Origin of the sequence: Mucilaginibacter roseus (assembly GCF_021215455.1) — a bacterium.
Lineage (GTDB): Bacteria > Bacteroidota > Bacteroidia > Sphingobacteriales > Sphingobacteriaceae > Mucilaginibacter > Mucilaginibacter roseus.
This window is the reverse complement of record NZ_JAJPWV010000003.1, coordinates 655,027-679,387: the sequence shown is the minus strand read 5'-3', so window position 1 is coordinate 679,387 and position 24,361 is coordinate 655,027. Positions and strand designations below refer to the sequence as shown.

Genomic DNA, 24,361 nt, shown 5'->3' with positions numbered 1-24,361 from the left:
AAACACAATCACCAAAAGATAATAATTGAACGCATGGCACAACAACCAGCAAAACCGGTAACTACTTTCAGGACTACGGCAAAAACAACTCAGCCTGAAGCACCTGTGAACTTCATCTTCAATAAGGATAACTATAAGCTATTCATCATCGCGATAGCCATTGTAGCTTTAGGCTTTGTGCTGATGGCCGGAACAACCGATATTTACAGCAATACTAAAATTGTAGTAGCACCCATAGTAGTACTGGCCGGCTTTGGTGTAGGCTTTTACGCTATATTACGCAAACCGGCAAGCAAGGCATGATCAATATGATACATGTCGTCATCCTCGCTATAATTGAGGGGCTGACAGAATTTCTACCTGTGTCATCTACCGGGCACATGATCATTGCTTCATCAGCAATGGGCATCGCGTCCGATCCGTTTATCAAGTTGTTCACCATCGCCATACAATTAGGAGCAATCTTGTCTGTTGTGGTGTTATATTTTAAGCGATTTTTTCAGTCGACAAGATTTTACTTCAAACTGCTGGTGGCTTTTATACCGGCTGCAGTGTTTGGCTTTTTATTGAGCGATGCTATCGATAAGTTGCTTGAAAGCGCCCTTACCGTAGGCATTACGCTGTTTTTAGGCGGTATCATATTATTATTTGTTGATAAGTGGTTTAATAAACCGCTGATTACTAAAGAAGAAGATATAACCTTCCCGATAGCGTTAAAAATAGGCTTTTTTCAATGCCTGGCCATGATACCCGGTATGTCTCGCTCGGCATCAACCATAATTGGTGGTATGACGCAAAAGCTTAGCCGTACCGCGGCTGCCGAGTTTTCCTTTTTTTTAGCTGTACCTACCATGTTTGCGGCAACCGCTAAAAAGTTATTAGATTACTATAAGGACGGCCATACTTTTACCGGCGACGAGATAAAGTTTATGCTTGTAGGTAACGTAGTTGCCTTTATAGTCGCGCTATTGGCCATACGTACATTCATCAGCTTTTTGGAGCGCAAAGGTTTCAGATTATTTGGCTGGTATCGTATTGTTGTGGGTGGCATAATTATAGCACTGTACCTGAGCGGCCACAACCTGGAAGTGATTTAAAATAAAATACCGATATTTGTACTAAGTAGCGATGGATGTTTATCCATCGCTATTTTTGTTAGATAGTATCACGTGAAAGAGAACTACAATCATATAAATGAATTTGCTGAAGGCGAGCTGTTGCTGATCAATAAACCCTATAAATGGACAAGCTTTGATGTGGTGGGCAAAATTCGCAATGCATTTAAGCCCCTAAAACTCAAAGTGGGCCATGCCGGTACACTCGATCCGCTGGCTACGGGGCTGCTTATCATCTGCACCGGTAAAATGACCAAACAGATCGACACCTTTCAGGCGGAAGAAAAGGAATATACCGGTACCATGGTGCTGGGTGCTACCACCCCATCATACGATATGGAAACCGAAGTTGACCAAACGTTTGATATCAGTCATATATCTGTCGAGGCAATGCAAGCCGCTTTGGGGAAGTTTATGGGCACTATCCAACAATATCCGCCTGCGCACTCGGCCATTAAAATTGACGGCGAACGCCTTTACGAAAAAGCCCGCCGTGGCGAAGAGGTGGAACGGCGCGCCCGCGAAGTCACTATATCCGATTTTGAACTAACCCGCATTGAACTGCCCGAAGTTGACTTTAGAGTAGTATGCAGTAAGGGTACCTACATTCGCTCGCTTGTACACGATTTTGGCGCCGCCTTGAGCAATGGAGCCTACCTGTCGCGCCTGCGCCGAACCCGTAGCGGAAACTTTAAAATTGAGGGTGCCCGCGAGGTGATCGAGATGGTGAATATTATTAGAGATTTAAAAGTTTTGAATGAAGCCGAACAGTAATATGGCATTTATGTTACTCGTAAGCATATCTATGAGCAAGGTTAACAATTACATTTGTGCCTAATGAAAATCTACCATCATATTGATGAATTTACCGCTATTAAAAATGCCGTGGTTACTATCGGCACATTTGATGGCGTACATATAGGCCACCGTAAAATTATTACAGGGTTAAAGGAGTTGGCAGCGTCATCAGGCGGCGAAACGGTGATTCTAACCTTTTTTCCGCATCCGCGGATGATATTGCATCCGGAGGATGAGAGTTTAAAACTGATCAATACCATAAATGAGAAAGCTGAACTGCTTGAACAATTGGGTGTCGATCACCTGATCATCACCCCCTTCTCGCGTGATTTCTCCAACCAATCGGCAGAGGAATACATACGGGATATACTGGTAAATAAGATAGGTACCCGTAAGATCGTAATTGGCTATGACCACCGCTTTGGTAAGGACCGGCAGGGCAGCCTGGCAGAGCTTTTGCGCCTGGGCCCCTTGTATGGTTTTGATGTGGAAGAAATACCTGAGCAGGATATTGACGACATTGCCGTGAGCTCTACTCGAATACGCAATGCGCTGCTGAATAACGATATTGAACATGCCAACTCGTTTTTAGGCTATCCGTTTTTTATAACAGGCAAGGTAATGCGTGGCGACCAGATAGGCCGTAAAATAGGTTATCCAACAGCAAACATCCTGATAGAAGAACATTACAAATTGGTACCTGCGGACGGTATTTTCGCGGTAAAAGTTAAACTGAACAATCAACAGTATAAAGGAATGGCTTATATTGGCCAACGGCCAACCATTAATGGTATTACCCGCAATATCGAAGTGAATATATTTGATTTTAACACCGAGATATACGGCGAGCAATTGCGTATGGAGTTTTACCATTATGTGCGCGGCGACATTAAATTTGCCTCGCTTGATGAACTTACCGCCCAACTGGCTAAAGACCAGGAAGCGGTGTTGAAATTGCTTGAATAGAAGCAATTTCGTTTTTATTAAATTTATAATTACATTAACTTGATGGTTGTTATAAAGCCGTTATGTTGAAACAAAACCAATGTCTAAATTAAACCTCGATAAACAGGAGAGTGAGTTTTTAAACAGCACCATCTCTCATTGGGAAAAAGAAGGGCTGCTGGACAATACTCATGCCGAAAAGCTCCGTTCATCATACGAGGTTAAGGGTTTTGACTGGATGCGCCTTGCCAAATATTCCTTTTGGATAGCGCTGGCTTGCGGTATCATAGCTATCGGGTCATTAATAATTAATGATACCGTAATTCAATGGCTGCAGCAACTCTACTACACCCCCGATATAGTCATCAGCATTATTGCCGGTGCCGCCGCCGCCATATTTTACTACCAGGGCCGCAAGCGTGAGCGCCTTTTTCCTGAACAGGTTTTTAGTAACGAGGCGCTGATTTTTACCGGTGTACTTTTCACGGCATGTTGCATAGCTTACCTGGGCAAAAGTTTTGACAATGGCTCGGGGCATTACTCGCTGCTATTTTTACTATCGGTGTTTGTATATGGTTTTTTGGCCTGGCGTATGGACTCCAGCCTTATATGGCTGTTTGCGCTTATCTCGCTGGGTAGCTGGTTCGGTACCGAAACAGGCTACCAAACACGGTGGGCCAATTACTTTTTAGGCATGAACTACCCGCTGCGCTTTGTAGTTTTTGGCATAGTGCTGGTATCCGTAGTTTACCTGCTTCGCTCAAAAAAATGGTTCGAGCGGTTTTGGGAACTCACCTACGTAGTGGGCCTGCTGTACTTATTTTTATCCTTGTGGATGCTAAGCATTTTTGGCAATTACGGCAGTGTGGATGCCTGGTATCAGATCAAACAGATCAGTTTGTATTACTGGGGTATAATATCGGCCGCTGTAGCGGGCTGCTTTTTATGGCTTGGCCTTAAAACCAAGGATGCCATAGCCCGCGAGTTTGGCATTACCTTTTTATTGATATTCATCTACACCAAGTATGTCGAGTACCTGTGGGATCATATAGACCACACCATATTTTTCGCCATACTCGGCCTTTCATTTTGGCTCATCGGCCGCAAGGCAGAACGCATCTGGAACATACGCAGTGCCGATGATAAAAAGCACGACGGTGTAATAAATGCATAAAAAAGAGGCGCTTTAGCGCCTCTTTTTTATGCACAAACTGTTACGCTTAGCTCTGCACGGCATCCTCGTGTATGCCTTCGGCTATTTCTTCAATGGTTTTGCGGTTAAAAGCTTCCAGGTCATCAGGTGTACGGCTGGTAACCAGGCCTTTGTCTGTAACCACTTCCTGGTCTAACCACTCTGCTCCGGCGTTTTGCAAGTCGGTTTGCAGCGATGGGTATGAAGTTAGCGTACGCCCTTTAATCATGCCTGTCTCAATCAGCAGTTGCGGGCCATGGCAAATAGCCGCTACCGGCTTGCCTTCATCTAAAAATGCCGATGCAAATGCTACCGCTTCTTTGTTCAGGCGTAGTTTGTCGGGGTTTAATACGCCGCCTGGTAATACCAGCGCGTCATAATCATCCGGACTGGCCTTGCTCAGTTCAACGTCAACCTCTACCTCAATACCCCAGTCGGTATGGTTCCATGCTTTTATTTTGCCGCTTTTTGGCGATATGATATGCACTGTGGCACCTGCTGCCTCCAATGCTTCTTTAGGGCTGGTTAATTCCACCTGCTCAAAACCTTCCTCGGTAAGGATAGCCACCTTACGGTTACTTAACTTTGCCATAATAGCTGTGTTTTTTAATTTTTACTAAACTTAATTAACTACAATAATTACAGGCAAAGGATGCTAATGGTTTTAAACTTTATTAAATTGGCCGTTCAAACTTCAATCCGCCATGACGAAGAGGTACATCTTTATGTTTATTATCTATACCGCTATAATGGCGGGTGTATACACTATCATATTCGATCAAAAATTTTTGATAGCATTTGTTAAAAGCGTCATCGCCGGGATAATGTTCGTAGGCATTTATCACCTGCTAACCCGTTGGGCTGCCAAACGCCGGGGCGAGGTGTAAATAAAAAGGGATAACCAACCGGCTATCCCATTCATGCTTTTATAGCCCTCTCCCTTGGAGAGGGTTGGGTGAGGTTTTACGCCTCTACGCCTTGTCCTATCAAATTCTTAGCAGCCAGATACTCCGCTATCTGCACAGCATTAGTAGCAGCGCCTTTACGCAGATTGTCTGATACTATCCAGCAGTTCAGTGTATTGTCCTGCGTTTCATCACGGCGGATGCGGCCTACAAAAACCTCGTCCTTATCATGCGCGTCAAGCGGCATCGGGTATTTCAGGTTGGCGGTATCATCAACCACAACAACACCCGGTGCAGCGGCTAATAGCTCGCGTACTTCCGCCAGGTCAAAATCATTCACAAACTCAATGTTTACTGATTCGGAGTGACCGCCCATTACCGGGATACGTACCGTAGTAGCAGTTACCTTAATGCTGTCATCGCCCATTATTTTTTTTGTCTCGAGGATCATTTTCATCTCCTCTTTGGTATAACCGTTTTCGGTAAACACGTCAATCTGTGGTATAACGTTCAGGTCGATAGTATATGGGTACGCCATCGGGCCTTCAACGCCGTTACGCTCGTTAAATAACTGGTCAACCGCTTTAACACCGGTACCGGTTACTGATTGGTAGGTTGATACTACTACGCGTTTAATTTTATACTTATCGTGCAGTGGCTTTAGGGCCACTACCATTTGTATGGTTGAGCAATTCGGATTAGCTATAATTTTATCCTCAGCGGTCAGGGTATCGGCGTTAACCTCGGGTACAACCAGTTTTTTGGTTGGGTCCATACGCCATGCTGATGAGTTATCAACTACCGTAATACCTGCCTCGGCAAATAAAGGAGCCTGGGCCAGTGATGTGCTGCCGCCTGCTGAAAATAAAGCAAGGTCCGGCTTCTGTTTAATCGCATCCTCAACAGAAACCACCTTATACTGCTTACCCTTAAAAGTGATTTCTTTACCAACACTTTTTTCTGAAGCTACGGGGATTAACTCTGTTACCGGGAAGTTGCGTTCATCAAGAACCTGCAACATTTTAGTGCCTACCAAACCTGTAGCACCTACTACTGCGACTTTCATTGTTTTTTAAAAAATTGTTTTTGTGAAGATGATATGGATGCAACACAACATCTTCTGTTTGTTGAATAAATTAATGTAACTGGGTCAGTTAACAAATTCAAATATCAGCAAAAAAACCCATATATACTGATTGTTTGGATAATAACATTTGATAATACGTTTTACCAATGTTATCACAATTCTATTTTTTACATTTGCGCCATATTAACACCTAATGACCGAAATGATTTTAGTGATCGGCGCCAACGGGCAAATTGGTACCGAGCTGGTAACTGCTTTACGTGCTAAACACGGCGAAAGCCAGGTTGTAGCTTCTGACCTTCATCCGCCACGAAATGCCGACAGCAACGGCCCCTTTGAACAGGCAAGCGTTACAGATGCTACAGCGGTACGCGCCATATTTGAAAAGTATAAACCAACCCAGGTTTATTTGCTGGCTGCCATCCTCTCGGCGGTGGGCGAGCAAAAGCCCAAGCTGGCATGGGACTTGAACATGAACGGTTTATTGAACGTGCTCGATCTGGCTGTGGAGTTTAAGGTTGCCAAGGTTTTCTGGCCAAGCTCTATCGCGGTATTCGGCCCTAATTCGCCTAAGCAAAACACGCCGCAGTATTGCGTAATGGACCCCAACAGCGTTTATGGTTTCAGCAAACTGGCGGGCGAACGCTGGTGCGAATATTATTTTGAGAAATACGGGCTTGATGTACGCAGCATACGTTACCCTGGTTTAATAGGCTGGAAAGCCGCTCCGGGTGGTGGAACTACTGACTATGCCGTGCACATTTTCCACGAAGCCCTGGCCAAAGGTGAATATCAAAGCTTTCTTTCCGCAGATACCGAGTTGCCAATGATGCATATGGATGATGCCATCCGCGCTACCATCGGCTTAATGGAGGCGCCGGCTGAGAAACTGAGCATCCGCTCCTCATACAACCTGGCCGGTGTAAGCTTTACGCCTGAGCAGCTGAGCGGGGAAATCAAAAAGCATATTTTTGGGTTTAAACTAACCTATTCAGATAACGATCCGCGGCAGGCTATTGCCGATAGCTGGCCAAAATCAATTGATGACAGTCAGGCACAAAAAGACTGGGGCTGGAAAGCCGAGTTTGACCTGCCGAAACTGGTTGAGGATATGTTACTGAATTTGAGAAAGATAAAATAACAAGCGCGCGTTTCTAAGCTAATCAATGTCATTTCAAACTCAATTTAAAATAAGGGTTTGGAATGACGTTTTTTATTCATACCTTTGCGCCCGATTTGGCAATGTCGCCAAATACGTTATTTAAAATCATGAACCCATTTATTCAACTGGGAATCCGTCATGATATTGTTAATGCCATCACTGAGTTAGGATTTGAAAATCCTACGCCAATCCAGGAACAGTCAATCCCGGTATTGTTAACAGGCAGCAACGATTTTGTCGGATTAGCCCAAACCGGGACCGGTAAAACTGCTGCCTTTGGCCTGCCATTGTTAGAACTGCTGGATTTCGACAACAATCAACCCCAAGCGTTAGTGCTATGCCCTACACGCGAGCTGTGTTTACAAATTGCTAATGATCTTAAGAACTACTCAAAGAATGTTAACAACGTTCATGTAGTAGCCGTGTATGGCGGTGCAAGCATCTCTGATCAGTTACGCCAGATTCGTCGTGGTGTACAAATCGTAGTTGCTACCCCTGGCCGTATGCTTGATATCATTGGCCGTAACGCCATTGATTTTTCGAACGTTAAGTATGTAGTGCTGGATGAAGCTGATGAAATGCTCAATATGGGCTTTCAGGAAGATATAGACAATATCCTTTCTACCACCCCGGAGGAAAAAAAGACCTGGCTGTTTTCAGCCACCATGCCTGCCGAAGTTCGCAGGATCTCTAAAAAATATATGGAAGATCCGTATGAGCTTACCATGGGTACCAAAAATACCGGTAATGCCAACATCGACCATGAGTACTATGTAGTACGTGCCCGCGACAAATACGCCGCGTTTAAACGTATTGTTGATTTTAACCCTGAGATTTTTGGTATTGTATTTTGCCGTACCAAAATTGAAACCCAGGAAATTGCCGAAGCCTTAATTAAGGACGGCTACAATGCCGACTCATTACACGGCGACCTTTCTCAACAACAACGCGATAAGGTGATGAAACGCTACCGCGAGCGCAGCCTGCAATTATTAATTGCTACTGACGTTGCCGCACGTGGTATTGACGTTAACGACGTTACACACGTTATTAACTACTCATTGCCTGATGAGATTGAGAACTACACCCACCGTAGCGGCCGTACAGCCCGTGCCGGTAAAACAGGTGTATCTATCTCTATCATCAACGGTAAGGAGATGGGTAAAATTCGCCAAATTGAAAAAGTAATAGGTAAGCGCTTTGTTAAGGCCGAAATACCAACAGGCTTTGATGTTTGCGAAAAGCAATTATTTGCCCTGGTACATAAGGTACATAATGTTGAAGTGAATGAGCAGCAAATTGAGCAGTACATTCCGCGCATTATGGCTGAGTTTGAAGACTTGAGCAAAGAGGAGATCATCAAACGTTTTGCTTCGTTAGAGTTCAACCGCTTCCTGGATTATTATAAGAACGCACCAGACCTGAACGCTTCATTTGAGGACAGGCCAGCACGCGACGGTGATAAATTTAACCGTACCGGTATGCGTTCAGACTTTACCCGTCTGTTCATCAACCTGGGTTCGGTAGATGAGTTTAACCGTGGCGACTTGTTGGGTTACATCTGTAACAACACCAAAATCAGCGGCCGCACCGTAGGTAAAATCGATGTTAAAGGTGTTTACTCTTTCTTCGAGGTAAACAATGGCGATGTGGATAAAGTATTTGAAGGCTTTAAAAACGTTGACTTTAACGGCCGCGACGTACGTATTGAATTAGCGGGCGAAAGCAGCGGTAATGATCGTCGTTCAGGTGGCGGTGGTTACAAAAAACGCGATGGCGGTGGTTTCCGTGAACGAGGAAGCGAGCGCCGCGACGGTGGTTCAAGAAATGGCGGTGGTTTTCGCGATTTCTCTGGCAAACGCCGCGAAGACCGTACCGAACGCCGTAAACGCTATTAATAAATAAGATAGTTACTGCTCTATCTAAATACTGAGCAGAGTTTTTAGTTGGTTTAGTTTGACAAGCCCTTTCGCTTACCGCGAAGGGGCTTTGTTTTTTAGTTATTAAATTATTGTCAGGATAAATTATATTCTACATTTTCATTTAAATTGCAGAAAATATTGATAACCATTATTATCCACTAAAGTCCGCCTTTTTTGCATGAAACGCCTGTTGCCGGCAATAGTATATTGCTTTTTATTTATTTGCTTTGCCGGTGAGGTACTTGCCCAACGTGTACTGGTAAACGAAGTGCAGAAGCGTAACCTGGAAGATTTCTCCAGGCAGTTATCAGCAAGCTTTAATGCCAGCAGGCAACGGGCGCTATCGCTGGCGGCATCAAAAAACTGGATAACACGTAAAATTACACCAGGCGGGCGTGTTATTGTGCTGCAAGGCGTAAATAGCTTGGGCTTTCCGCGGTTTTTACGTACCAGCAATACCGAGGCTGCCGCCGCTACCCGTACAAACGCCGTACAGCCGGGCGGAGAACTTGATCTGGACTTATCAGGCTCCGCTAATATATTGACCGATAAGCTGGCCATTTGGGATGGCGGAACAGTTTTTCGCGGGCACCAGGAGTTCTCAGGTAAAAATATCACCATCGCTGCAAACCAAACGGGAGCCATTGAACATACTACCCACGTTGCCGGAACGCTGGTAGCGCGGGGTGTAAACCCACTGGCCAGGGGCATGGCTTTCAGCTCAACAACGTTGCGCTCTTTTGACTTTGATAACGATGTATCAGAGATCAGCAGCAACGCTGCCGGCCTGCTTGTTTCCAATCACTCCTACGGCGATATTGCCGGCTGGGATTTTGATGGCGGCAGGTGGACATGGTATGGCCTGCCGGGAGATAGTGAGGATTATTTATTCGGATTTTATGACGAACGTGCCCAGGCCTGGGATAAGATAGCTTTTGAAGCGCCATATTACCTCATTGTCGAATCGGCAGGTAACAGTCACGCTTACACCGGCCCGTCAATCGGATCAACTTATTATGGATATGAAAGCCGCACCGATCAAACCATTGTTGAAAAAGGCCCTCGTACGGAAGGCATCAGCGATAATGATGGTTATGATGTGGTATCAACCACCGGAAACGCTAAAAATATATTAACCGTTGGCTCGGTAAACCAGTTGCCCCAGGGACCGACCGCAAACAGGGTTCAGGTATCAAGCTTCAGCAGCTGGGGGCCTACTGATGACGGGCGCATCAAGCCGGATATCATGGGCATGGGTTCGGGCGTATTTTCAACCTCTGCCAACGGAGCCAACTTATACAGCACACTATCGGGTACTTCAATGGCATCCCCTAACGTGGCCGGATCAATTTTGCTGTTGCAGGAGTACTACGCCCGTTTGCACAATGACAGCGTAATGCGCTCAGCTACGTTAAAGGGCCTGATTTGCCATACCGCTTTTGACGCAGGTAACGCCGGGCCTGATTATATTTACGGCTGGGGCGTGCTTGACATGCGCAAAGCCGCTCAAACTATAACCGACAACGGCACCTTAAGCTACATACACGAAGCCACCTTGCAGCAGGCGCAGGTATCAAATTATCAAATAACCGCGACCAACAACGGCCCCTTATGGGCAACCATATGCTGGACAGATCAGGAAGGTACAGTTGCGGCAGTAGGTACGCTAAATAACCGTACGCCTAAGCTGGTTAACGACCTGGATGTTCGTATCAGCAGCAGTACAGGTGTGGCAAATCCGTGGGTGCTTGATCCGGAAAATCCATCATCCGCGGCAACGCGTGGAGATAACGTGGTAGATAACGTGGAACAGGTTTATATTCCTGCGGCAGTTACCGGTCAAACCTACACGGTAACCGTATCAAACAAAGGTATACTGCGCAATGGTAAACAGGATTATTCTGTAATTGTATCGGGCGGGCGCCTCACCGGAACAACTGCTACAAGCCCGGGTGAAGGTTTAACAGTTTTCCCTGTACCGGCAAGTGATTTTGTAACCGCCTTGCTGAATATAAAGTCCGCTGGTACTGTGCGTGTGCAACTGATTGATATGGGCGGACGGATAGTATATAATAGAACCCAGAACGTACAGGAAGGTACCTTTAACACCCAGATAGCAGTAAACAACCTGGCATCGGGCACCTACGTACTACGCATGATAGCCGGAAGCCAGGTTGAATCAAAGAAGGTTTTAGTAGTAAGGGCTAATTAAAAGGTATACTTAACGCCCAGGCCTGGTGCAAGATCAAAGAAAGGGCCCGCAAGCTCTACGCGCGGGTTTAAGTCAAGGCTGAAAGCTATTGGCGAGTTAGGCAACACATACTCTAAACCCAATACACCATCGGCACCAATCAGTATCTTACTATCCTCAAAAACTTCGTCGCCGCCAAGTTTTTTGTATTTGCCTGCACCAACCGAACCGGCGTGCGCACCAAAGCCATAGTAAAATTTAAGTTTTGGTGTATTGAAAGCCGGTTGGTGAATTTCATATAAACCGGTTATCACCAGCCCACCTCTCCGGAAACCCAGTACGCCCTCAAGCGCGGTATTTTCGTCAGTAAAATGCTTTACGGATATACCATTCTCATAACCGCCAAATTTTAATCCTACAGCGGTATTGTAATCCTGCGCCTTTGCGCTATCCGCAACAAATAATAAGGTAAATGCCGAAACTAATAGTAATAGTGTTTTCTTCATCGAAAGTTGTTGAATTGTTTTGCAAATAAACGGCTTAATAAATATTTTATGTTGCAGCTAAACAAAAAACAGCCTTTTCAATAGGTAAATGAGTAGTTTATAGGTTAAAATCTTTCAAAAGATATTTTAGCCTGGTCAATATATTCCAAAGGTTCATTATTTGAAATACGCTATTTGACTGCTTTGGTGAAGATATGAAAGTCAGCCTGGCGATTGCTTTACATAGTTGTACCGGTTGTCTACCAAACTGTATAACATTCAGGACAATCGGATGACAGTAAGAAACACTATCCGCTTGGTCATTAAACTGCACATCAAAAAATCTTAAAATTCCTTTTTTGACCACTCGAGCCGACAGATTGTATTGCTAATTTATACAACATTGTATGCTATTACTGGCACTTTTTAGCTTCAAACAGGGTGTTTAGTGTAATAAGATTAAGATCAAACCGACGCTCGGGTGGCTATGTTCTGCACGATTTGGCGTTTGGCATTGTATTGGAATAAACTCAATCACAAAACGTCAGCATCATGGTTGTCATCGATAAAAAAAATCTAACAAACGCCGAAGAGGAGCAAACCTGGGAAAACCCGGGCAATCCTGAAAAACCGGCGGATTCGAGAGATCAGGAGCAACTGGAACGCCAGCTTAAAGAAGCGGAACGCCGCAAAGAAAATTTAAGCGACGAGGGTGAAGACGAAAAAACAAAGAACTAATTAACTGACAATAAAAAACTATTCAGCTATGAAAACCTACAGAAAACCATCAATAAGCAAACTGGTAGCAAAGTTTGATAACGAGTTAAAGGCGCTTTTAATGAGTGATCTGAAAGCAATTAAACAAGCTAAAAACCAGTTTGTAAACACAGTGAATAACAACGGCTTGTCGGCTGCGTAATTAATAATTTTTTCAACCTGTAATCATCTACCTATGAAAAGCATTAACAACAAACCGGCAACAAGCAAATTGGCAGCAAAATTTGACAGCCAGCTACGTGATCTATTAATGCAGGATTTGCAAGCTTTCAGAGCTAAGCATCCTAAACAAAGCAACAACCAGGAAACCGAACAACGCAACTTGTCGGCTGCCTGATCAATCATATACATCTACCTATAAATTTTTTCTTACATCACCTATGAAAAACGCAGAGCCTTGCAATTTTGCAGGGCTCTACTTTTTTGTGGTGTATTTAATGATGAGTGCTGCCGTTTTGGCTGACGCGCCCGGGGTGCCCATTCTTTCATCAAGCTGATCGTAATTATCGAGGATCTGCTGGCGGTAGGACTGGTCATTTATTAACCGGTTAAGTTCGGTATATATTTCTTCGGGATTACATTGCTGTTGTATCAGTTCACGTACCACCAGCTTATCCATAATCAGGTTTACCAGCGAAATGAACTTTATTTTAATTACCATACGCCCGATGGCAATAGTGATGGCACTGCCTTTATACACCACTACCTGCGGTACGTTAAACAAGGCGGTTTCTAAGGTAGCTGTGCCCGAAGCTACTACGGCAGCTTCGGCATGTTGCAGCAAGTCGTAAGTAGAATTGAAAACAATAGGTATGTTATGCCCTTTCAGATAAGGTTGATAGTAATCAGTAGTAAAAGACGGCGCCCCGGCAATTGCCAGTTGATGGTTAGGAAAGCGGTCCTGCATGGCCACCATATCAGGCAACAGATAATTAATTTCCTGCTTTCGGCTACCGGGTAACAGGGCGATAAGACGTTTTCCTTCAAGCTGATTATCCCGTAAAAAAGTAGGCGATGGTTTAAATGCGGCGGCGGCATCAAGCAGAGGGTTGCCAACGTAGTCAACCTGCATGTCCCACTGCTTATAAAAGTCTACCTCAAACGGCAGGATACAAAACATATGATCAACAACCTTTTTTATGTTGAGCACACGCTTTTGGTTCCATGCCCAAACTTTAGGGGAAATGTAGTAGCACACTAACAAGCCGTTCTTTTTGGCGTACTCGGCTATCTTCATGTTGAAGCCGGGGAAGTCGATCAGTACCAGTACATCCGGATGCCAAGCCGTGATATCCTGCTTACACTGTTTCATGTTCCTGAGGATAGCGCGCAGGTTAAGCGCAACCTCTAAAAAACCCATGTAGGCCATATCGGCATAATGTTTTACCAGGGTGCCGCCTTCGGCCTGCATCAGGTTGCCGCCAAAATAACGGAACTCTGTATGCGCATCCTGCTCCTTAAGCGCCTTCATTAGGTTAGCCCCATGCAGGTCGCCCGAGGCTTCGCCGGCTACCAGGTAATACTTCATGCGGTAAATATCAGCAATTAATCGTTAAACTTCCAGCTGTTCAAAACCGGAATGGCGTGGTGGGCGGTCATGTCAAACTGTACGGGCACTACTGATACATAGCCATTCTCCAATGCCCAAACATCGGTATCTTCACCTTGGTCATTCAGCTGAAAAACACCGGTGAGCCAATAATAAGGGCGATTATGCGGATCCATGCGCTCGTCAAACTCTTCAGCCCATTTAGCATTAGCCTGGCGGCATATTTTTATTCCTTTTAAAGGCGTAGCCGGAAAGTTCACGTTAAGCAGGGTAGCCGTAGGCAGGCCATGCTCCAGCACTTGCAGGGCTATCTCCTTTACATATTTAACGCAAGGCTCAAAGTTAGCCTGCTGGGTATAATTATCCAGTGAAAAACCTATGGATGGGATGCTCTCGATAGCGCCCTCAACCGCGGCCGACATGGTGCCTGAGTATAATACGTTGATAGAATTGTTCAATCCGTGATTAATGCCCGATACGCACAGATCAGGCTTTTTACCTTTAAAAACCAGGTTTACGGCCAGCTTAACACAATCAACCGGCGTGCCTGAGCATTTGTACATCTCTATACCCTCGTACAGGTCTTCCTTATCAAAACGCAGCGGCTTGCCTATAGTAATGGCATGCCCCATGCCTGATTGCGGACTATCAGGCGCAACCACCACTACGCGGCCAATATCATTCATGGCGTAAATAAGCGCCTTAATGCCCGGCGCGGTGATGCCATCATCGTTCACTACCAATATGGTTGGCTTGTCTTTTTTCATAGACTGCAAAGCTACTATTTAATTAGGACATGGTATTTTTTTTACCTTTGCCGCATGGCATCCATCAAACCATCAGTACCAAAGGGCACCCGTGATTTCTCTCCGGCCGAAATGGCAAAGCGTAACTTTATATTTGATACCATTAAGTCGGTTTTTCGTAAATATGGTTATCAGCAAATAGAAACCCCCGCTATGGAGAACTCTGATACGCTAATGGGGAAATACGGTGACGAAGGCGATAGATTGATATTTAAAATACTTGAGTCAGGAGAATATGCATCTGATTTAAGTAAAGAATTATCGTCGAAAATTGAAGATTTTGAATTAGAAGCATCTGTCAAAAGCATATTTAAACAAATTTCAGTTGATTTTTCCAGACAAATTGCTGAGATGGATTCCGAGCTTTTAAAGGAGGGGGATATATATTTAAAGGATTATCTTACAGATAAATTGTATTCAGAATTGTTTACTTCTGAAATTAAATCTCCTCATTATTTTTTGTCAATTAAGAGGGTGTTTGTTGCATATCTATTTAGGAAGGGCGAAAGCCCTAAATTTCGTCCCTTTAAAAATAGGTTTAGATACTATTTTAGTATAGAAAATATTGGTTCTAGAATAGAAGAGATCAGTAAAGGATTTGAATACCTATTGAATAAAAACAGCAATTTGCAAAGAATTATTGCACATGAAACAGTAATTACGAAGCGATTAAATAATAAATCTCTGACTTCAAGCATATCAAAGAAAGCCCTGCGTTACGATCTGACCGTTCCATTCGCGCGCTACGTAGTGCAGCACCAAAATGATATTACCTTTCCGTTCAAGCGTTTCCAGGTGCAACCGGTTTGGCGTGCCGACAGGCCGCAAAAAGGCCGTTACCGTGAATTTTACCAGTGTGATGCCGATGTAGTTGGGTCTGATTCGCTGCTTAACGAAGCTGAATTTGTGCAGATATATGATGAAGCTTTAAGCAAACTTGGACTGAAGGATTTTACTGTAAAAATCAATAATAGAAAAATACTATCAGGAATCGCCGAAGTTATCAACAAAAGCGATAGTATTATTGATCTTACCGTAGCCATTGATAAGCTGGACAAAATAGGCATGGATGGTGTTACTGCTGAACTAATTACCAAGGGCTTTACTGAGCAAGATATTGAAAAGCTAAAACCGGTGATCTTGCTTCAAGGTACAAATACCGAAAAGCTGACCAGTCTGCGTCAGGCTTTAGCCACATCAGCAACCGGACTTAAAGGTTGCGATGAAATTGAAACCGTATTGAACTTTATTAATGCTGCGCCATTACAAAAGGCGGTTTTAGAATTGGACATTACCCTTGCCCGCGGCTTGAACTACTACACCGGCGCTATCTTCGAGGTTAAAACCAACGAGGTGCAGATGGGGAGCATTGGCGGCGGCGGCCGATATGATGACCTTACAGGTATGTTCGGACTAAAAAACCTTACCGGCGCGGGTATCAGCTTTGGTGCCGATAGGATTTATGATGTGATGGAGGAGCTTAACCTGTTCCCTATCGCGGCGGTGCAAAGCACCAAAGCGCTGATATGCTGCTTCGATAAAGATGCCGAAGCCTACGCCTGGCCGCTTTTACAAAAGCTGCGTGCGCAAGACATTAAAGCCGAGCTTTACCCGGCCGGTGCCAAAATCAAAAAGCAAATGGATTACGCCAATAATAAGCAGATAGCTTATACCATATTAATTGGCAGCGAAGAAATACAAAGCGGCGAACTTGCCTTTAAAAATATGCTGACCGGCGAACAGCAAAAGCTAACCGCCAATGAAATTGTTGAGGCGTTAAAACAGGCCTAAGCCTGTTTTAACCGTTACATCACGATTTCTTTTTACTGCCTAATAGTTCGGCAAGCTTATCATCAAGGTCGTCGCCGCGCAGGTTTTTGGCGATGATCTTGCCATCGGGACCAATCAAAAAGTTTTGCGGGATGGAGCGTACACCGTACAATGCCGCTGCTTCGTTGTTCCAGTACTTAAGGTCAGATACTTGTGTCCACACCAACCCGTCCTGTTTTATGGCGGACAGCCATGCGTCTTTAGCACTTGGCTTATCAAGCGACACTCCAAGTACCGTAAAGTTTTTGTCCTTATATAGGTAATAGGCTCTTACCACATTGGGGTTCTCTGTACGGCACGGGCCGCACCACGATGCCCAAAAGTCGATCAATACATATTTGCCCTTGAATGACGACAGGCTTACAGGCTTGCCGTTTACATCGTTCTGCGTAAAGTCCGGCGCTATGGCACCAATGGCGGTGCTGCGCAAGCTTTCTAATGCGCTTTGAATAGCCTTGCCACCCGATGAGTTTTTGAGTTCATCACTCAATTTACCGAACAAAGGCTCAATTTCTGATGGCTCCGGTGAAGGGCCACCCAGCGAGCTGACTGCCAGCAGGCTGATAAAGCTATCCGGGTTTTCAGTGATAAATTTCCTCATCACCGCTTTTTGTTCGGTTTGCAGCGCTTTGTACTTAGCCTGCATACTGTTTTGGAATGATGCTGAACCCTTTTGCTGGGCGGTAGCGGTAGCAGCTTCAGCGTTTATTTTTTTAGCTTTCTCGTTGATTGGTTTTAGCAGGTCAGTCAGCTTTTTATTGTCATCATTTATTTTTGACCCGTTGATCGTTGCCTTACTTACCGAATCTGTGCCGGTAATAGTAAAACTTTCCTTGCCGATGAAGAATGGCAGCATTTCCGCTGTTTTTGATGGACCACCATCCGGAAAGTTCAGGTCAACATAGCGGTCAAAACCAATACCCCGGCGATCAATAAACAAGGTAGCATTGGTAGGCTCAATTATACGGCCGTTAAACTCAAAGGTGCCATTGTTGAACACAGCCGAATCAGTAACATTATTATCGCCTACGCGATATGCCAGGTAGGCTTTAGCGGGCGCGTTGAGCTTACCCAGTTTTCCGTTTATTTTAAAGGGCGCATCTGTTTGCGCAAAAGCCATTGCCGGCAATAAAAAGGCCACGGCGAACAATATTTTTTTCATTAACTGATTAACGTGTAAATAACTACCTAATTGTATCAGGCCAGTTTTTGATAAGTGCGCCACCATAAGTCGGGCATTTCGCCAGACACGGCGGTTTTATAATCTTCGTACCGGCAAGGCACCAGGTGAAAACGCTCATTCATGGAGCCATGTGTAGGGTAAGGTACCTGCATCCACCAACGGTCGGATTTTTTGCTTTTTACAAACACCAGCTCATGGTCGTCATGCTTCAAACTGGTTTTGTATATTAGGTACTGCGATTTTGGATTGAGCGGAAAATCGCGCTTGCGGTTATAAAAGCCATCTACAAAACACCAAATCATTTGCGCCAGCAACATGGCAGTTTGGCCGTTACTGTCATAAGCGGGGTTGTACTCGTAAAACCCAATCGAGGTCAACTTATCGTTAAAGCCAGCATACCGGCATAACTGGCACGCCTCCTCGCCATAAAAACCATTTGGTGATGCATTAGCGTTACCCATAGCCTCCGCCGAGCGTATGGCCGAGATATCAAAACTGATCATGTTGGCATTGCGAATGATTGGCTCCGTAACGGCAACTTGCCCGCTCAACTCACCCAAACGATGCACATCAAAGTACAGCTTTTCCATTACGCGCAGGCTCTCCTGGCTGGCAAAATAGGTTTGGTAGCCCAGGTTACTGAAATTGAACAGATAGTTAGGCTGATGTAAAAGTATTTTATTAAGATACGATGATGATGTAGTTTCGATGCTCTCTTGATGCGGGTCGTCCTCAATATCTAAGTGCGAATCGATCACGACCAGGTCAACCTTCTGTTCCAGCTTTTCATAACCCAGATACTGGGCATAAGTCAGATCCTGGCTGCCGCCAATAATCAATGGGAAAATATCCTGTTTGATCAGTTCTTCAACTACCGTTTTGAGGGCATAATACGTATCGGTAACTGTAGCACCCTGCCTGATGTTACCCAGGTCAACAATTTTTGTGGTGTAGTTACCTTCGTTCAGGACGTAAAGCTTTTCGCGAACATGATCCGGCCCATGCGAGCAACCATCGTTGTTATCAGCATTACGCCCTTCCTGCACACCTATAATGGCTATGTCGATCTTTTGTTCCAGATCAGGAAAATCAACCGAATAGTGCTCAATTTTTTGCCCTAACTGACTGGTGTAATAGCCTTTTTTTGGCGTTATACGCTTCAGGTCTATTGGTGAAAAAAAATCGGCTAATGACATATTGTTCCTTGGGTATGTAGATGTGCAAAGGTGCGAAATGTTTTAAACACAATTGATCGAATATAATAATTAAGCCAGGCCATAGCCAACAAAAAAACCCGGACGTAAACAAAACATCCGGGCTTTAAATTTTATAAATAAGATAAACTTATATGAGTATCGTTAATTCATGCGGTAAGGCGCTATTAGTTGAAACTCAGGAATAGTTACATCAAATTGAGCGCTATCAAGCAGGCGTACCATGTGATACTCGCCCTTCATGCTACCCATATCGGTTTTCAGGTTACAGCCTGAAACATATTCGTGCGAATTGCCGGGTTCAATAACAGGCTGCTGCCCAACAACACCTTCGCCTTCAACTTCGCGCTTTACACCGTTTGAGTCAAATATTACCCAGTGCCTGCTGATTAGCTGTACAGCGTAAGCACCCATATTTTCAATGTTAATTTTATATGCGAACATAAAATGTTCGTTCGCAGGGTTAGAATATTCCGGCTGATATATGGTCTCGACGGAGACCCTGACGCCGTCAGTAATTGTAGTAACCATGATCAAAGATTCTTGGTGTTAGTCAAATTTAAAAAGTTCAGTCAAAAATCACACCACTTCTGCCGAATATTTTAATTCAACTTCAGAAAGTATATCCTGAACTTCTTCAAGCGTGGCGGCAGTAACCAAACGCATGCGGTATTCCTTAAAATGATTGATGCCCTTAAAGTAATTTGAATAATGCCTGCGCATCTCAAAAATGCCCGTTTTGAGGCCTTTCCATTCTATTGATTTCTCTAAATGGGTACGGCACACCTCAACCCGCTCGGCAACGGTTGGGCCATCTAAAAATTCGCCTGTCTTAAAAAAATGTTTTACTTCCCTGAATATCCATGGATAACCAATAGATGCACGGCCAATCATCATACCGTCCACTTCATACTCCATCCGCCAGTCGGCAGCCTTTTGCGGCGAATCAATATCCCCATTACCAAAAATAGGTATATCTATACGCGGGTTTTTCTTAATATCGCGTATCAGCGTCCAATCTGCCACGCCTTTATACATCTGGGCACGGGTACGGCCATGTATAGTTAAAGCCTTAATACCAACATCCTGCAAGCGTTCTGCAACTTCGTACACATTTTTTGTATCATCGTTCCAGCCTAAACGGGTTTTTACGGTTACGGGCAAATGGGTTGCTTCAACAACTGCCTTGGTCATGGCTACCATCTTGTCAATATCCTGCAGTAAACTGGCACCTGCGCCGCGGCAGGCCACCTGTTTAACCGGGCATCCATAATTTATATCCATCAGGTCGGGCCCGGCCTGGGTGGCAATTTCGGTAGCTTCTCGCATGTGCTCAATGTCACTACCGAATATCTGAATGCCTATGGGGCGCTCATATTCAAAAATATCCAGCTTTTTGATGCTTTTGGCTGCATCACGTATCAATCCCTCGGACGAGATGAATTCTGTATACATCATATCCGCACCATTTTGCTTGCACACGTAACGGAAAGGTGGATCACTCACATCTTCCATCGGCGCCAGCAGCAGCGGGAACTCTCCTAAATCAATATTTCCTATTCGTACAGACATCCCTTATCTTTAAGCCCTGCAAAAATACGATTTTTATAAACATGACGGAAAGCGCTGATTATCATATAAAACCCATAAATCAATTACTGTATCTTATAGCTGTAATCATTGGCTTTGTTCTTATCGCCAACTTACTTGCCATAGCCATTATTGTACTAGTATATGGTAAAGCCGTTTTTTATCAGCTTGGTAATATATCCCCAACATCGCCTCAGCCCATTATCGACGCTGTAAAGATAACACTCGCGCTCGGTACTACCATCGGTATGTTCCTGGCTCCGGCAATTTACTTTGCACGTTATATTATGTATGATGTAGATGAATACATTAAACCTGATACAGGCTTTAACCGCCTGTTACTGCCACTGGTATTCGGCATAATGCTGTTCTCGTTTCCGGTAATGGAGATGCTGGTAAACATTAATCAACAAATGGTACTGCCTGATTTTTTAAAGGGCGTTGAACGATGGATGCGCGAATCAGAAGAAGAAACAGGCCGAATGATACAGTCAGTTTTACAACTTGACAGTGTTGGCCACTTCATCATATCGATGCTTATTGTTGCCGTTTTGCCGGCCATCGGCGAGGAGTTTATGTTTCGTGGTTGCCTGCAAACCATATTCAGGCAATGGACTGGCAACACCCATGCTGCTGTTTGGATAACGGCCGTAATTTTCAGCGCGCTGCACATGCAGTTTTTCGGCTTTTTGCCAAGGCTGATGCTTGGGGCTTTGTTCGGTTATATGGCAGCTTACAGCGGTAGCATATGGCCCGGCGTTTTCGCGCATTTTATAAACAATGGTGCAGCGGTTATCGCGACTTATTTATATCAGAACAAAAAAAGTAATATAGACCCTAACAGTGATCATATTTTTAATTATCCGCTGTATATAATCAGCTTTATAATTATCTTATTTTTGTTCTGGATTTTTAAAAATGTTGCATCGGGCAAAAGGAACATCCCCGAGTATTAATGGAAAAGAACTGGGTAAAGATTTATACTTCAACCAACTTTTATCAATCGGAGATTATTAAACAGGTGCTTACCGAGCACCAGATAGATGCGGTATTGCTTAACCGGCAAGACTCATCGCACCGCACATTTGGCAACATTGAGGTTTATGTACACCATGAGGATTTTAGCCATGCCATTGAGATCATGATCCTCAATCAAATTAATATATGAGATTACGCGCCATTACAGGCTTCTTTTTTGTGATAGTAATGCTGGGCTCCGTTTTGCTTGGCAACGTGGTTTTCACCCTTTTTTACTTAGCGCTGAGCGTTTTTTGCCTGCACGAATTTAACGGACTGGTTAAACAAGGCACTGCCGACCCAAACCTGTACACCGGTTTATTAAACGGCACGTTTGTGTTTTTGGCATTCGCGGCGCAAAGCTATTTTCCATCAAAGTTTCTGCTCTTTATGCTACCGGTTTTGTTAGGGTCTATTTTTATACAGGAGTTGTATAAAAAATCTGAACAGCCATTTAACAACATTGCTTATTGCTTTTTAGGCTTGCTGTTCACCATTACGCCGTTTACATTTTTTCATGGCATGGCATTCATAAGCGGCAGCTTTAATTTTCATATTCCCCTTGGCTTTTTGCTGATGCTTTGGGCTAATGATACCGGCGCTTACGTAGTGGGCAGCCAATTGGGCCGGGTAAAGCTTTTTCCGCGCCATTCTCCTAAAAAAACCTGGGAAGGCTTTATTGGCGGCATACTGATTACCGGGGGCGTGGCGGTTATCTTGAGTCGTTATTATACGGAATACGATTGGAAACAATGGGTATCGGTAGGTATACTAATCAGCACGTTCGGCACAATGGGCGATCTGATTGAGTCCATGTTTAAACGCAGCATTAATGTGAAGGATAGTGGCGGCATACTGCCCGGCCATGGCGGCTTGCTCGACCGGTTTGACGGGCTTTTATTGGCCGCGCCAATTGTTTATGCTTACCTCTACTTCATAACAAATGCGTAGCTTTGCGCCATTAATCAACTTATAAAAAAGTGCCATGACCATTCATAAAGAAGGTTACACCTCCATCGCCCTTTGCATACTGTTTATATTTGTGCTTAACGCGGGCATACAATTTTATTTTCCGCAGGCGTATGTGTTAAAGTGGGTAATCTATATTCTGTCGTTCCTGCTATTTATTATCATCCTGCAGTTTTTCCGCAGCCCGAGCTTACGCATAGCGACTGACGAAACCAAGGTGCTTTGCCCTGCTGATGGTAAGGTGGTAGTAATTGAAGAGACAGAGGAAACCGAGTTTTTGAAAGACAGAAGGATACAACTTTCGGTATTTATGTCCCCGATAAATGTGCACGTTAACCGTAACCCTATAGCGGGTGTAGTCAAATATTTTAAATATCATCCGGGTAAATATTTGGTGGCCTGGCATCCAAAATCATCCACCGAAAACGAGCGTACTACTATCGTGATCGAGAACCATTTGGGGGTACCGGTGTTGTTCCGCCAAATTGCAGGCGCACTTGCCCGCCGTATTGTATGGTATGTAAAGCAAGGTGACGAGGTTGAACAAGGCCAGCAGTTTGGCTTTATCAAATTCGGCTCAAGGGTCGACCTGTTTTTGCCTTTAGGGTCAAAAATCAACGTTAGCATTGGCGAAGTGGTAAAAGGTGGCCGTACCATACTGGCCGAACTGCCTGCCGTAGTTGAACCCGTTAAAGCTACAGTTGCAACTGAAGCATAACTGAAATCAATTTGACAAAAAGAGCGGCGGGTTATTAAACTCGCCGCTCTTTTTTTTGAATTCGTAAACTATTATAAAAATAATCCACCTGATGCTTCGATGCGTTGGGCAGTTACCCAACCAGCCCTGTCGCTGCATAAAAAAGCAACTACTCCGCCAATATCATCAGGCTGGCCAACACGGCCTAATGCTGTTTGCGATATCAGGTAATCCTTAGTGCCCGGGCGTTCAAAAGTCTTTTTGGTGAAATCTGTCTCTATTGGTCCGGGAGCTACGGTATTTGCCGTAATACCGCGGCTGCCAAGCTCTTTAGCCAGGTAACGGGTAAGGTTATCAATAGCTGCCTTCATTGATGAGTAAGCCGAATAACCTGGGGTAGCAAACCTTGCCAATCCGCTTGAAAAGTTTACTATGCGGCCACCATCAGCCAGTACAGGCAGCAGCTTTTGCGTTAAAAAGTAAACGCCTTTAAAATGTACGTTCATCAGGTTATCAAAGGCCTCTTCGGTAGCATCCGAAAACATGGCATACGATTCGATACCGCCATTATTGATCAGGAAGTAGATCTGCTCGGCACCAAATTTCGCTTTAATTTTTTCGAGCAGTTCGGTTTTAAAGCCATCAAAGCTTTTAGTGTTACCGGCATCAAGCTGCAGTACAACCGCGCCTACGCCATGGCTTTCTATTTCGGCAGCAACTTGCTCGGCTTCATCTTTACGGCTGTGGTAGGTAAGCACTACATTATGCCCATCCTGCGCTAATTTAAGCGCTGTGTTACGTCCCAGGCCACGGCTACCACCGGTCACCAAGGCAATCTTGTTACTTTTTTCCATAGTGTTGATAGTTTTTTTAATTATTACTAATACAAAATTGGTGCTTTGTGTGTTGTAAATTATGGTGATAGTT

At 44.4% G+C, this 24,361-nt stretch carries 27 protein-coding genes; 17 read left to right on the top strand and 10 right to left on the bottom strand.

The genetic code is table 11. The annotated features are described in order from the left end of the window. The first annotated feature begins 33 nt into the window (after nucleotides 1-33). The 5 genes from LT679_RS12230 (at nucleotide 34) to LT679_RS12210 (ending at nucleotide 4,032) form a co-directional block, all read left to right on the top strand. Nucleotides 34-303 carry a DUF3098 domain-containing protein gene (locus tag LT679_RS12230; protein ID WP_232177877.1) on the top strand — a complete coding sequence of 90 codons (270 nt, stop codon included), beginning with the start codon at nucleotides 34-36 and terminating at the stop codon, nucleotides 301-303. Next, nucleotides 303-1,097 (top strand): undecaprenyl-diphosphate phosphatase, encoded by a 795-nt coding sequence (locus LT679_RS12225; RefSeq protein WP_232178072.1) that lies wholly within the window; start codon nucleotides 303-305, stop codon nucleotides 1,095-1,097. The genes LT679_RS12230 and LT679_RS12225 overlap by 1 nt, the downstream gene beginning before the upstream one ends. Before the next feature lie 72 nt (nucleotides 1,098-1,169). Then, nucleotides 1,170-1,889 carry a tRNA pseudouridine(55) synthase TruB gene (gene truB, locus LT679_RS12220; protein WP_232177876.1) on the top strand — a complete coding sequence of 240 codons (720 nt, stop codon included), beginning with the start codon at nucleotides 1,170-1,172 and terminating at the stop codon, nucleotides 1,887-1,889. A 63-nt stretch (nucleotides 1,890-1,952) separates the two neighbouring features. Continuing rightward, nucleotides 1,953-2,879, top strand: coding sequence for a bifunctional riboflavin kinase/FAD synthetase (locus tag LT679_RS12215; RefSeq protein WP_232177875.1), 927 nt, complete (start codon nucleotides 1,953-1,955; stop codon nucleotides 2,877-2,879). Nucleotides 2,880-2,958: 79 nt separating this feature from the next. Then, nucleotides 2,959-4,032 (top strand): DUF2157 domain-containing protein, encoded by a 1,074-nt coding sequence (locus tag LT679_RS12210; protein ID WP_232177874.1) that lies wholly within the window; start codon nucleotides 2,959-2,961, stop codon nucleotides 4,030-4,032. A gap of 46 nt (nucleotides 4,033-4,078) precedes the next feature. On the opposite strand, the gene LT679_RS12205 is transcribed toward LT679_RS12210, so the two are convergent. Beyond that, on the bottom strand, nucleotides 4,079-4,642 hold the full coding sequence (locus LT679_RS12205; RefSeq protein WP_232177873.1) for a type 1 glutamine amidotransferase domain-containing protein: 564 nt from the start codon (nucleotides 4,640-4,642) through the stop codon (nucleotides 4,079-4,081). Nucleotides 4,643-4,754: 112 nt separating this feature from the next. On the opposite strand from LT679_RS12205, the gene LT679_RS12200 reads away from it, so the two are divergent. Beyond that, a complete protein-coding gene (locus tag LT679_RS12200) occupies nucleotides 4,755-4,937 on the top strand; it encodes a hypothetical protein (RefSeq protein ID WP_232177872.1) in 183 nt (60 codons plus the stop codon). Between the two features lie 76 nt (nucleotides 4,938-5,013). Here LT679_RS12200 and LT679_RS12195 read toward each other — a convergent pair whose 3' ends face one another. Then, nucleotides 5,014-6,021 (bottom strand): aspartate-semialdehyde dehydrogenase, encoded by a 1,008-nt coding sequence (locus LT679_RS12195; RefSeq protein ID WP_194101720.1) that lies wholly within the window; start codon nucleotides 6,019-6,021, stop codon nucleotides 5,014-5,016. A 214-nt stretch (nucleotides 6,022-6,235) separates the two neighbouring features. On the opposite strand from LT679_RS12195, the gene LT679_RS12190 reads away from it, so the two are divergent. The 3 genes from LT679_RS12190 (at nucleotide 6,236) to LT679_RS12180 (ending at nucleotide 11,338) form a co-directional block, all read left to right on the top strand. Beyond that, on the top strand, nucleotides 6,236-7,183 hold the full coding sequence (locus tag LT679_RS12190; RefSeq protein WP_232177871.1) for an NAD-dependent epimerase/dehydratase family protein: 948 nt from the start codon (nucleotides 6,236-6,238) through the stop codon (nucleotides 7,181-7,183). Between the two features lie 128 nt (nucleotides 7,184-7,311). Then, a complete protein-coding gene (locus LT679_RS12185) occupies nucleotides 7,312-9,102 on the top strand; it encodes a DEAD/DEAH box helicase (RefSeq protein ID WP_232177870.1) in 1,791 nt (596 codons plus the stop codon). 202 nt (nucleotides 9,103-9,304) lie between these two features. Further along, entirely contained in the window at nucleotides 9,305-11,338 is a 2,034-nt protein-coding gene (locus tag LT679_RS12180) for a S8 family serine peptidase (RefSeq protein ID WP_232177869.1), read from the top strand. On the opposite strand, the gene LT679_RS12175 is transcribed toward LT679_RS12180, so the two are convergent. Next, nucleotides 11,335-11,823 carry a hypothetical protein gene (locus LT679_RS12175; RefSeq protein WP_232177868.1) on the bottom strand — a complete coding sequence of 163 codons (489 nt, stop codon included), beginning with the start codon at nucleotides 11,821-11,823 and terminating at the stop codon, nucleotides 11,335-11,337. The two genes, LT679_RS12180 and LT679_RS12175, sit on opposite strands and share 4 nt — an antisense overlap. Before the next feature lie 531 nt (nucleotides 11,824-12,354). Here LT679_RS12175 and LT679_RS12170 point away from each other — a divergent pair. The 3 genes from LT679_RS12170 to LT679_RS12160 are packed head-to-tail and all read left to right on the top strand — an operon-like array spanning nucleotide 12,355 to nucleotide 12,916. Further along, complete coding sequence (locus LT679_RS12170; RefSeq protein ID WP_232177867.1) at nucleotides 12,355-12,540, top strand: hypothetical protein; 186 nt, start codon at nucleotides 12,355-12,357, stop codon at nucleotides 12,538-12,540. A gap of 28 nt (nucleotides 12,541-12,568) precedes the next feature. Next, nucleotides 12,569-12,721, top strand: coding sequence for a hypothetical protein (locus tag LT679_RS12165; RefSeq protein ID WP_232177866.1), 153 nt, complete (start codon nucleotides 12,569-12,571; stop codon nucleotides 12,719-12,721). A 33-nt stretch (nucleotides 12,722-12,754) separates the two neighbouring features. Continuing rightward, a complete protein-coding gene (locus LT679_RS12160) occupies nucleotides 12,755-12,916 on the top strand; it encodes a hypothetical protein (protein WP_232177865.1) in 162 nt (53 codons plus the stop codon). Between the two features lie 78 nt (nucleotides 12,917-12,994). Here the strand turns inward: LT679_RS12160 and lpxB are convergent, their stop codons facing one another. Further along, nucleotides 12,995-14,107, bottom strand: coding sequence for a lipid-A-disaccharide synthase (gene lpxB, locus LT679_RS12155; protein ID WP_232177864.1), 1,113 nt, complete (start codon nucleotides 14,105-14,107; stop codon nucleotides 12,995-12,997). A 17-nt stretch (nucleotides 14,108-14,124) separates the two neighbouring features. Beyond that, the gene (gene surE / locus LT679_RS12150; protein ID WP_232177863.1) at nucleotides 14,125-14,895 is read right to left on the bottom strand and encodes a 5'/3'-nucleotidase SurE; all 771 of its coding nucleotides are present in this window, start codon (nucleotides 14,893-14,895) and stop codon (nucleotides 14,125-14,127) included. 54 nt (nucleotides 14,896-14,949) lie between these two features. Between surE and hisS the strand changes: the two genes are divergently transcribed. Next, the gene (gene hisS / locus LT679_RS12145; protein ID WP_232177862.1) at nucleotides 14,950-16,725 is read left to right on the top strand and encodes a histidine--tRNA ligase; all 1,776 of its coding nucleotides are present in this window, start codon (nucleotides 14,950-14,952) and stop codon (nucleotides 16,723-16,725) included. Between the two features lie 19 nt (nucleotides 16,726-16,744). On the opposite strand, the gene LT679_RS12140 is transcribed toward hisS, so the two are convergent. From LT679_RS12140 to dusB, 4 genes are all read right to left on the bottom strand, one after another. After that, nucleotides 16,745-17,926 carry a TlpA disulfide reductase family protein gene (locus LT679_RS12140; protein ID WP_232177861.1) on the bottom strand — a complete coding sequence of 394 codons (1,182 nt, stop codon included), beginning with the start codon at nucleotides 17,924-17,926 and terminating at the stop codon, nucleotides 16,745-16,747. Between the two features lie 35 nt (nucleotides 17,927-17,961). Beyond that, nucleotides 17,962-19,143 (bottom strand): formimidoylglutamase, encoded by a 1,182-nt coding sequence (locus LT679_RS12135; RefSeq protein ID WP_232177860.1) that lies wholly within the window; start codon nucleotides 19,141-19,143, stop codon nucleotides 17,962-17,964. A gap of 162 nt (nucleotides 19,144-19,305) precedes the next feature. Then, entirely contained in the window at nucleotides 19,306-19,692 is a 387-nt protein-coding gene (gene apaG, locus LT679_RS12130; RefSeq protein WP_232177859.1) for a Co2+/Mg2+ efflux protein ApaG, read from the bottom strand. 48 nt (nucleotides 19,693-19,740) lie between these two features. Next, nucleotides 19,741-20,733 (bottom strand): tRNA dihydrouridine synthase DusB, encoded by a 993-nt coding sequence (gene dusB / locus LT679_RS12125; protein WP_232177858.1) that lies wholly within the window; start codon nucleotides 20,731-20,733, stop codon nucleotides 19,741-19,743. 41 nt (nucleotides 20,734-20,774) lie between these two features. Here dusB and LT679_RS12120 point away from each other — a divergent pair, with 41 nt between their 5' ends. From LT679_RS12120 to LT679_RS12105, 4 genes are read left to right on the top strand one after another with little or no spacing between them, the layout of a single operon-like run. Next, entirely contained in the window at nucleotides 20,775-21,707 is a 933-nt protein-coding gene (locus LT679_RS12120; protein ID WP_232177857.1) for a CPBP family intramembrane glutamic endopeptidase, read from the top strand. Further along, nucleotides 21,707-21,919, top strand: coding sequence for a putative signal transducing protein (locus LT679_RS12115; protein ID WP_232177856.1), 213 nt, complete (start codon nucleotides 21,707-21,709; stop codon nucleotides 21,917-21,919). Before LT679_RS12120 ends, LT679_RS12115 begins: the two co-directional genes overlap by 1 nt. Next, on the top strand, nucleotides 21,916-22,719 hold the full coding sequence (locus LT679_RS12110; protein WP_232177855.1) for a phosphatidate cytidylyltransferase: 804 nt from the start codon (nucleotides 21,916-21,918) through the stop codon (nucleotides 22,717-22,719). Before LT679_RS12115 ends, LT679_RS12110 begins: the two co-directional genes overlap by 4 nt. Before the next feature lie 34 nt (nucleotides 22,720-22,753). Beyond that, the gene (locus LT679_RS12105; RefSeq protein ID WP_232177854.1) at nucleotides 22,754-23,455 is read left to right on the top strand and encodes a phosphatidylserine decarboxylase family protein; all 702 of its coding nucleotides are present in this window, start codon (nucleotides 22,754-22,756) and stop codon (nucleotides 23,453-23,455) included. Nucleotides 23,456-23,526: 71 nt separating this feature from the next. Here the strand turns inward: LT679_RS12105 and LT679_RS12100 are convergent, their stop codons facing one another. Continuing rightward, nucleotides 23,527-24,288 (bottom strand): SDR family NAD(P)-dependent oxidoreductase, encoded by a 762-nt coding sequence (locus LT679_RS12100; protein WP_232177853.1) that lies wholly within the window; start codon nucleotides 24,286-24,288, stop codon nucleotides 23,527-23,529. Nucleotides 24,289-24,361 lie beyond the last annotated feature (73 nt).

Excerpts from the sequence above, each read along its gene's own strand:
- LT679_RS12230 (WP_232177877.1), top strand. The coding sequence starts at position 34 with ATGGCACAACAACCAGCAAAACCGGTAACTACTTTCAGGACTACGGCA.
- LT679_RS12215 (WP_232177875.1), top strand. The coding sequence starts at position 1,953 with ATGAAAATCTACCATCATATTGATGAATTTACCGCTATTAAAAATGCC.
- LT679_RS12210 (WP_232177874.1), top strand. The coding sequence starts at position 2,959 with ATGTCTAAATTAAACCTCGATAAACAGGAGAGTGAGTTTTTAAACAGC.
- LT679_RS12205 (WP_232177873.1), bottom strand. The coding sequence starts at position 4,642 with ATGGCAAAGTTAAGTAACCGTAAGGTGGCTATCCTTACCGAGGAAGGT.
- LT679_RS12200 (WP_232177872.1), top strand. The coding sequence starts at position 4,755 with ATGACGAAGAGGTACATCTTTATGTTTATTATCTATACCGCTATAATG.
- LT679_RS12195 (WP_194101720.1), bottom strand. The coding sequence starts at position 6,021 with ATGAAAGTCGCAGTAGTAGGTGCTACAGGTTTGGTAGGCACTAAAATG.
- LT679_RS12190 (WP_232177871.1), top strand. The coding sequence starts at position 6,236 with ATGACCGAAATGATTTTAGTGATCGGCGCCAACGGGCAAATTGGTACC.
- LT679_RS12185 (WP_232177870.1), top strand. The coding sequence starts at position 7,312 with ATGAACCCATTTATTCAACTGGGAATCCGTCATGATATTGTTAATGCC.
- LT679_RS12180 (WP_232177869.1), top strand. The coding sequence starts at position 9,305 with ATGAAACGCCTGTTGCCGGCAATAGTATATTGCTTTTTATTTATTTGC.
- LT679_RS12175 (WP_232177868.1), bottom strand. The coding sequence starts at position 11,823 with ATGAAGAAAACACTATTACTATTAGTTTCGGCATTTACCTTATTATTT.
- LT679_RS12170 (WP_232177867.1), top strand. The coding sequence starts at position 12,355 with ATGGTTGTCATCGATAAAAAAAATCTAACAAACGCCGAAGAGGAGCAA.
- LT679_RS12165 (WP_232177866.1), top strand. The coding sequence starts at position 12,569 with ATGAAAACCTACAGAAAACCATCAATAAGCAAACTGGTAGCAAAGTTT.
- LT679_RS12160 (WP_232177865.1), top strand. The coding sequence starts at position 12,755 with ATGAAAAGCATTAACAACAAACCGGCAACAAGCAAATTGGCAGCAAAA.
- lpxB (WP_232177864.1), bottom strand. The coding sequence starts at position 14,107 with ATGAAGTATTACCTGGTAGCCGGCGAAGCCTCGGGCGACCTGCATGGG.
- surE (WP_232177863.1), bottom strand. The coding sequence starts at position 14,895 with ATGAAAAAAGACAAGCCAACCATATTGGTAGTGAACGATGATGGCATC.
- hisS (WP_232177862.1), top strand. The coding sequence starts at position 14,950 with ATGGCATCCATCAAACCATCAGTACCAAAGGGCACCCGTGATTTCTCT.
- LT679_RS12140 (WP_232177861.1), bottom strand. The coding sequence starts at position 17,926 with ATGAAAAAAATATTGTTCGCCGTGGCCTTTTTATTGCCGGCAATGGCT.
- LT679_RS12135 (WP_232177860.1), bottom strand. The coding sequence starts at position 19,143 with ATGTCATTAGCCGATTTTTTTTCACCAATAGACCTGAAGCGTATAACG.
- apaG (WP_232177859.1), bottom strand. The coding sequence starts at position 19,692 with ATGGTTACTACAATTACTGACGGCGTCAGGGTCTCCGTCGAGACCATA.
- dusB (WP_232177858.1), bottom strand. The coding sequence starts at position 20,733 with ATGTCTGTACGAATAGGAAATATTGATTTAGGAGAGTTCCCGCTGCTG.
- LT679_RS12120 (WP_232177857.1), top strand. The coding sequence starts at position 20,775 with ATGACGGAAAGCGCTGATTATCATATAAAACCCATAAATCAATTACTG.
- LT679_RS12115 (WP_232177856.1), top strand. The coding sequence starts at position 21,707 with ATGGAAAAGAACTGGGTAAAGATTTATACTTCAACCAACTTTTATCAA.
- LT679_RS12110 (WP_232177855.1), top strand. The coding sequence starts at position 21,916 with ATGAGATTACGCGCCATTACAGGCTTCTTTTTTGTGATAGTAATGCTG.
- LT679_RS12105 (WP_232177854.1), top strand. The coding sequence starts at position 22,754 with ATGACCATTCATAAAGAAGGTTACACCTCCATCGCCCTTTGCATACTG.
- LT679_RS12100 (WP_232177853.1), bottom strand. The coding sequence starts at position 24,288 with ATGGAAAAAAGTAACAAGATTGCCTTGGTGACCGGTGGTAGCCGTGGC.